9 protein-coding genes are annotated in these 6,795 nt (G+C 38.5%); 1 reads left to right on the top strand and 8 read right to left on the bottom strand.

The annotated features are described in order from the left end of the window. Positions 1-55 precede the first annotated feature (55 nt). The 6 genes from rpsR to ACHABW_RS20790 all read right to left on the bottom strand — a co-directional run bounded on the left by rpsR (position 56) and on the right by ACHABW_RS20790 (position 4,028). Positions 56-283: a 30S ribosomal protein S18 gene (gene rpsR, locus ACHABW_RS20815; RefSeq protein WP_110938105.1), complete on the bottom strand. Its 228-nt coding sequence runs from the start codon at positions 281-283 to the stop codon at positions 56-58. Between the two features lie 42 nt (positions 284-325). Then, positions 326-883 (bottom strand): single-stranded DNA-binding protein, encoded by a 558-nt coding sequence (gene ssb, locus ACHABW_RS20810; protein ID WP_110938104.1) that lies wholly within the window; start codon positions 881-883, stop codon positions 326-328. A 44-nt stretch (positions 884-927) separates the two neighbouring features. Beyond that, positions 928-1,215, bottom strand: coding sequence for a 30S ribosomal protein S6 (gene rpsF / locus ACHABW_RS20805; protein WP_110938103.1), 288 nt, complete (start codon positions 1,213-1,215; stop codon positions 928-930). Positions 1,216-1,422: 207 nt separating this feature from the next. Beyond that, the gene (gene ychF / locus ACHABW_RS20800; protein ID WP_110938102.1) at positions 1,423-2,523 is read right to left on the bottom strand and encodes a redox-regulated ATPase YchF; all 1,101 of its coding nucleotides are present in this window, start codon (positions 2,521-2,523) and stop codon (positions 1,423-1,425) included. 229 nt (positions 2,524-2,752) lie between these two features. Further along, positions 2,753-2,953: a DUF951 domain-containing protein gene (locus ACHABW_RS20795; RefSeq protein WP_110938101.1), complete on the bottom strand. Its 201-nt coding sequence runs from the start codon at positions 2,951-2,953 to the stop codon at positions 2,753-2,755. 55 nt (positions 2,954-3,008) lie between these two features. Continuing rightward, on the bottom strand, positions 3,009-4,028 hold the full coding sequence (locus ACHABW_RS20790; protein ID WP_110938100.1) for a YkvI family membrane protein: 1,020 nt from the start codon (positions 4,026-4,028) through the stop codon (positions 3,009-3,011). 85 nt (positions 4,029-4,113) lie between these two features. Between ACHABW_RS20790 and yyaC the strand changes: the two genes are divergently transcribed. Beyond that, entirely contained in the window at positions 4,114-4,734 is a 621-nt protein-coding gene (gene yyaC, locus ACHABW_RS20785) for a spore protease YyaC (protein WP_435758189.1), read from the top strand. A gap of 170 nt (positions 4,735-4,904) precedes the next feature. Here the strand turns inward: yyaC and ACHABW_RS20780 are convergent, their stop codons facing one another. Together ACHABW_RS20780 and ACHABW_RS20775 are read right to left on the bottom strand one after the other, a co-directional pair. Continuing rightward, positions 4,905-5,609: a DUF554 domain-containing protein gene (locus tag ACHABW_RS20780; RefSeq protein ID WP_435758187.1), complete on the bottom strand. Its 705-nt coding sequence runs from the start codon at positions 5,607-5,609 to the stop codon at positions 4,905-4,907. 12 nt (positions 5,610-5,621) lie between these two features. Then, a complete protein-coding gene (locus ACHABW_RS20775) occupies positions 5,622-6,767 on the bottom strand; it encodes an aminotransferase class V-fold PLP-dependent enzyme (protein ID WP_435758185.1) in 1,146 nt (381 codons plus the stop codon). Positions 6,768-6,795 lie beyond the last annotated feature (28 nt).

Raw genomic sequence — 6,795 nt, 5'->3', positions numbered from 1 at the left:
ACAAAAAGGCCTTTCAGTAGCATAAAATACTACTGAAAGGCCTTCTAATCTAAAACTATTCCGTAACGAACGGCAATAATGCCATTGTACGAGAGCGCTTAACTGCGCGAGTTAATTGACGCTGATATTTTGCAGAAGTTCCAGTTACTCGGCGAGGAAGAATTTTCCCACGCTCAGAGATAAACTTTCTTAGCAAATCTAAATCTTTATAGTCAATTTTTGTAATCTTATTTACTGTAAAGTAACATACCTTACGACGCTTTGGACGACCACGACGTGCCATGCGTATCCCTCCTTTTATATTTTTCCCCGATTTACAATCGGTTTAAAAGGGCAGGTCATCATCATTAATGTCGATCGGCTTACCATCACTGGCAAATGGATCATCATTTGAACCTGATTGATTTCCTTGACCACTTTTATTTCCTTGACCAAAACCTTGCTGCCCAGATCCTTGGTTCGGATTTCCCTGATAACCGCTGTTATCATTTTGCTGCCCATAATTGCTTTGGTCCGCACCTTGTCCAGCATTTTGGTTTCCGCCACCTCCAGATCCTCCAGAACCGCGAGGCTCTAAGAATTGAACGCTATCGGCTACCACTTCTGTCATGAAAATACGTCGCCCTTCACTGTTGTCAAAGTTTCTTGTTTGTAACCTGCCGTCAACGCCTGCTAAACTTCCTTTTTTAAGATAGTTAGCTACATTTTCAGCTGGTTTTCTCCAAACCACAACATTAATGAAATCGGCTTCCTTATTTCCCTGTGTGTTTGTGAAAGGGCGATTTACAGCTAAAGTAAAAGATGTAACAGCAATTCCGTTGGCTGTGTAACGTAGTTCTGGGTCTTTTGTTAAGCGTCCAACTAAGACAACGCGGTTTATCATCCGAATTCCTCCCCGGAATGGTTTCAATCTATTATCATTTTAAATTAGTCATCTTCACGAACGATAAGAGAACGTAAGATGTTATCGTTAATGGAACTTAAACGGTTGAATTCGTCAAGCGCTTGCTTCTCAGCGTTCAATTTTACGAGAACGTAGTAGCCTTCTGTGAAATCCTCGATTTCATAAGCAAGACGTTTCTTACCCATTTCCTTCGTTTCATTCAATTCTGCGCCGTTGTCCGTCAATACCTTGTTAAATCGTTCAACAATTTCTTTTGTTGCCGCTTCTTCCAAGTTAGGACGTACGATGTACATAATTTCATAATTGCGCATTTCTGTCACCTCCTTTTGGTCTAGGCCCTCTTCCTATAGAAAAGAGCAAGGAGCAAGCATTTATTTCCTTTTGCTCGCAAGAATATAGTATATCAGATATAAGAGTACGAAACAAGTAGCGTTTTACTATTCTTTAGAAACATCCAGAACATCCAGAAAACAAGAAAAGATAGCCGGGTTCGAGTACCCCACTATCCTCTTCCTAATCTATACATTAAAACGGAAATGAACGACATCTCCATCTTTTACAACGTACTCTTTACCTTCCAATCTTACTTTTCCATTCTCTTTCGCAGTGCTCATGGATCCAGCGTTTACTAGGTCCTCATAAGAAACCACTTCAGCGCGAATGAAACCTCGCTCGAAGTCTGTATGAATGACTCCTGCTGCCTGGGGTGCTTTCGTTCCATGAAGAATTGTCCAAGCTCTTACTTCTTGTTTCCCCGCTGTAAAATATGTTTCTAATCCCAGTAAATTGTACGCAGCTTTAATTAACTGGTCTAATCCTGATTCTTCAATTCCTAAGTCTTGTAAGAATTCTTCTTTTTCATCGCCATCCAACTCAGCAATTTCAGACTCTATTTTTGCACATACAACAATCACTTCGGAGTTTTCTTCTTTGGCAAAGTCCATTACCTTTTTCACATTTGGATTACCAGAAACATCTAACAGCTCATCTTCACTCACATTTGCTGCATATAATACTGGTTTCCATGTTAATAGATGCAAACCTTTTACGATTTTTTGTTGGTCTGTCGTAAATTCCACACTTCGAGCCGGCTTTTCTTCTTCAAAAGCATCTCGAAGCTTCGAAAGGATTTCATATTCAACAACAGCATCTTTATCTTTTTGTCTAGCCAATTTTTCGACCTTACCAATACGTTTGTCCACCGCTTCCATATCAGCTAGAATTAATTCGAGATTTATCACTTCAATATCGCGAATTGGATCCACACTGCCAGACACGTGTGTAATATTGTCATCATTAAAGCAGCGTACAACATGAGAAATGGCATCTACTTGACGAATATGAGATAGGAACTTATTCCCTAACCCTTCCCCTTTACTGGCACCTTCCACAATTCCGGCAATATCCGTGAATTCAAAAGCTGTCGGAACCGTTTTATCAGGTGTAACCATTTCTGTTAGCTTATCCAGTCTTGGGTCTGGGACTTCTACAATCCCTACATTCGGATCAATCGTACAGAAAGGGTAATTTGCTGATTCTGCTCCAGCCTGTGTAATTGCATTAAATAACGTGGATTTACCTACGTTTGGTAGTCCCACGATTCCTGTTGTTAAAGCCATACATCATACTCCTTTTATTGGAAGTTCACTAAGTAACGGAAACGTGCATCACACGTGTCTCCGATTATTGAACACAATTTTTATTTCAATGATTTCTTCTCGTCCAAAACTACATCCTTATTAATTATAGAGATTTATATGAAAAAGCGCAAGAGTATCAGTTATCGAGTAGAAGCGATTTAAATACTAATAAAATAGAGACTCCCGCATCAAGCGAAAATCTCTATCATCATAACTGCTCTTTCGTTTCAAGAACTTTTTTAATCTTTTTAGAAAACTCTTTCCTCGGGATCATTACACTATGTTCACAGCCAAGACACTTTATTCTAATGTCCATTCCCATTCGAATAATCTGCCAGCGATTTACTCCACATGGGTGTTGCTTTTTCATTTCTACAACATCGTGCAATGCGAATGGTGTGTCTTTCATATCTTTCACACTCCTGTTTCCATTGGTTGTCCCCTATTATACACCAACTTTATTTTCAAGTGTTATCAAACTTATGGATAATTGGATAAAGCATAATTGATGCTAATATATAAAGGTTTAATAACCCATATAAAGGGTAAAGTATTCCAACTAATTTTGAAAACCCAAAGGTTGTTAAAGGCATCATTAGGATTGACAGGACTAATGCCAGTGCCCAGAATGGTATCTTTATTAAAGGTTGAAGTCTTGTACACAATCCGAGCATACCCGAGGCAGCTGTAGTAAATATTGCAGCCCACAGCAATCCGGACATAACCAGAACCATGAAATACGGATAATTTTTCAAAATGGCGAATAGAGGTATTTCATAAATCATTACTTCTTGTGCTACTTGAATTAACGATTGATTATAAAGATAAGAGATGACCCCTAGCGTACTGGCACTCCCTATACTTGCAATCCATATCTCACCACGATGTTTTATTTTTGAACCAATAGCACCTAATACTGCTATCAAAGGTAATATATTTAAAGCGGTAAATGTAAATGCAGATGGCCAATTTGCTTGCTTTGTCCACTCAAATCCCATATCCCATCCTACGCTTTTTTGAAAAACTAGAAGAGTAGTCACTAAGAAAAAAATGAGCAATGGAATAATGAGCGCATTTATGGATGTCATTCCATTAATGCCCCATATAAAAAGTAGTACTAAAAGAAAAGCCAGAATCATTACCCCATACCAATAAGAAACATGTAATACTTCTAAAGTTGCGCCTCCACCAGCCATCATAATGACTGTCGTGGAAAATAAGTACAGGATAATCATTCCATCATACAGTTTGGTCAGTTTCTTACCCATCAATTGCTCTAAAATTGGTAAATAATGCTCGGAACCATGATTTTGACTAATCGTCATAATTACAAAAGTACACGTAAAGAATAACACTGTGAATAAAAGTATTGCTAGTCCACTTTCGTATCCAAAAAATTGCCATAATTCTCTACCTGATGCATATCCTGCCCCAATCATCGTTCCAATAATAAGAAACATCCATTTAATCCCGGCTTTCCACAAAACAATCCCTCATTTCAATCTTTTGACGTATAGATCCATGTTTTGATCCGTATACTGTTACTACTATTTTTGAAATGAGGGTTATATGATGAATTATGGACAACTTTTTCATAAAAAGAATTCAGACTCCTTTAGGATCCACGTAGAAGAGCCTCTCAGAGTACAACAACTGGCCTCTGCTGTCTTTTCTTTCTTACCGGCAAGTGAGGATAGATCTATTGTAATCGTCTGTATTGGCAGCGATCGTTCAACTGGTGATTCACTAGGGCCTCTTATTGGAACTAAATTATTAGAACGGCAATGTCCCTTATTTTCTATTTACGGAAGTCTATCCTCTCCGGTTCATGCCAAAAATTTAGAAGAAACAATGTTAACCATTAAGACCCTTCACGATAATCCTTATATTATTGCTGTCGATGCATGTTTAGGTAGAACGACAAGTGTTGGTTATATGACGGTCGCTGACGGTCCAGTTAAACCTGGTGCCGCTGTTCAAAAAAGTCTTCAACCAGTAGGAGATATTCATATGACTGGGATTGTCAACGTCTCGGGTTACATGGAAATGTTAGTTTTACAAAATACGAGACTTTCTCTAGTAATGGATATGGCAGAATCAATGTCGAGAGCAATATGGCGTGCTGCATTTTGGCAGAAAAAAAGAGCCACAACACTGGCTGTTGCGCCTCAAAAGGAAATCAATCTTTAGTATTCGCGACTCGTTCAATTATTATCTTACTCTTTATAAGAGAGAAGCAAGTGATGCTGACTTCTCTCTTTCATCCAGTAGAACTATACAGAAAGCTCCACCTAGCCTTTTGAGCCACACTTTTTAACATACAGCCTTTTAAAACCACTTTCTGCGTTAACAAAGGAAGACTAAAAGAAACGATAATATATCAAGACAAATAAAACGGCAATTACAATGGAGGGCAACAGATTTGCTATACGGATTTTTGGTAATCCTAATAAGTTCAAACCAATACCAATGATCATAATTCCGCCTACCGCTGTAATTTCACTAATCATTACATCAAGTAACTCTTCTGGTAGCCATTGGATAATAAACGTAGCTGACAACGCTATTAGTCCTTGATATATAACTACTGGAACAGCGGAAAACATGACACCAATACCCAACGTTGCCGCAAATACAATCGAAGAAAATCCATCAAGTACTGATTTCGTAAGCAAAACAGAATGATCCTGGCGAAATCCACTATCCAATGCCCCAATAATTGCCATTGCTCCTACAACAAAAAGGAGTGTTGCTGCTACGAAACCTTCTGCTATTTTTCCATCACTACTTTTCTTCATTTTCCGTTCTAACCATGTTCCTAATTCATTCAATTTACCTTCAATATTCATTCTTTCACCAATTATTCCACCTAATGCAAGGCTAAAAATTAAAATTAGAAACTCCGTGCCTTCCAAAGTCATTGTAAACCCAAGTACAAGAACTGCTAAACCTATCGCTTTCATTACTGTATCTTTCATCGACTGGGAGAAATGTTTTACATTTACTCCTATCCATGCACCTATAATAATCGCTAGTCCATTTGCTAGCGTTCCCAACAACACCATTCAAAAATTCCCCTATCCAAGTAAACCTTCTTTTATTTCTTTCATTGCTTCTAAAAACTTTATTATTTCATTCTCGGTATTATATATTCCTACACTAACCCTGACTAAGCCGCCGGTAGTCGTTTGATACTTTTGGTGAATCATTGGTGAACAATGTAACCCGGCTCTAACAGCAATTTGATAATGGTTATCTAATATTATTGCTATTTCATGACTATCAATGCTATCTAGTTGGAATGAGACAACGCCTAAACGGTCCTCTCCCTCTTCCGGCCCGTAAACCGTAATAGAGTCTATTTTTTTCAGTCCTTGAATCAATTTAGACGTCAACTGTTTTTCATGTTCATGAATATCAGTTATTCCTTTTGATTGCACTTCCAGTATACCTTTTAGTAAACCTGCTATCCCAGGCGTATTCATCGTGCCACTTTCCCAACCTATTGGCCACAAACAAGGTTGTTCAGGTTTTTCTGATTGACTTCCAGTACCACCTACATATAAAGGCTTAAGTTCCACTTTTGTTCCAACAAGAAGAACGCCAACACCTTGAGGCCCCAACAAAGCCTTGTGCCCTGGCACTGCTAGCATGTCTATCCTCATTTCTTTCATACTAATTGGCAATATACCTGCCGTTTGCGAACCATCTACGCAGAAAAGAGCATCGTATTCTGAAACTAGTTGCCCAATTTCTTGAATTGGAAGTATCTGCCCGGTTACATTCGATCCATGAGTTACTACTACTAGCTTTGTTTGTTTTGTTATTTTTTTACTGATTTCCTCTGTCCAATTCCCTTCCAACCCTATGTAATCTACGTTGATACCAATTTCGGTTCGTAATCGTTCTAAAGGTCTTCTTACCGAATTATGCTCTAGTACTGTAGTAATAACATGATCCCCTTTTTCCCAGGACAAGCCAGCAATCGCTTGGTTAAGAGCGGTAGTTGCATTTGAAGTGAAAATAATTCTTTCAACAGAAGGTGCCTGAAACATATCTTTTAACTCTGATCTTGTTTCTTCTATTATGAAACTCGCCTGTCTTGAAAGTTGATGTCCACTTCTCCCTGGGTTTGCACCATATGTATTTACTGCGTCAGCCATTGCTTGAGCTACACTAGCCGGTTTAGGGAAACTTGAAGCTGCTTGGTCAAGATAAATCATGTTTAGACCTCCATTTAAAACGACGTAG

The sequence above is a fragment of the Salipaludibacillus sp. CF4.18 genome (assembly GCF_051262595.1).
Classification (GTDB): Bacteria; Bacillota; Bacilli; order Bacillales; family Salisediminibacteriaceae; genus Salipaludibacillus; species Salipaludibacillus neizhouensis.
The sequence above is the reverse complement of the archived record's forward strand: the minus strand, read 5'-3'. Positions and strand labels throughout refer to the sequence as shown.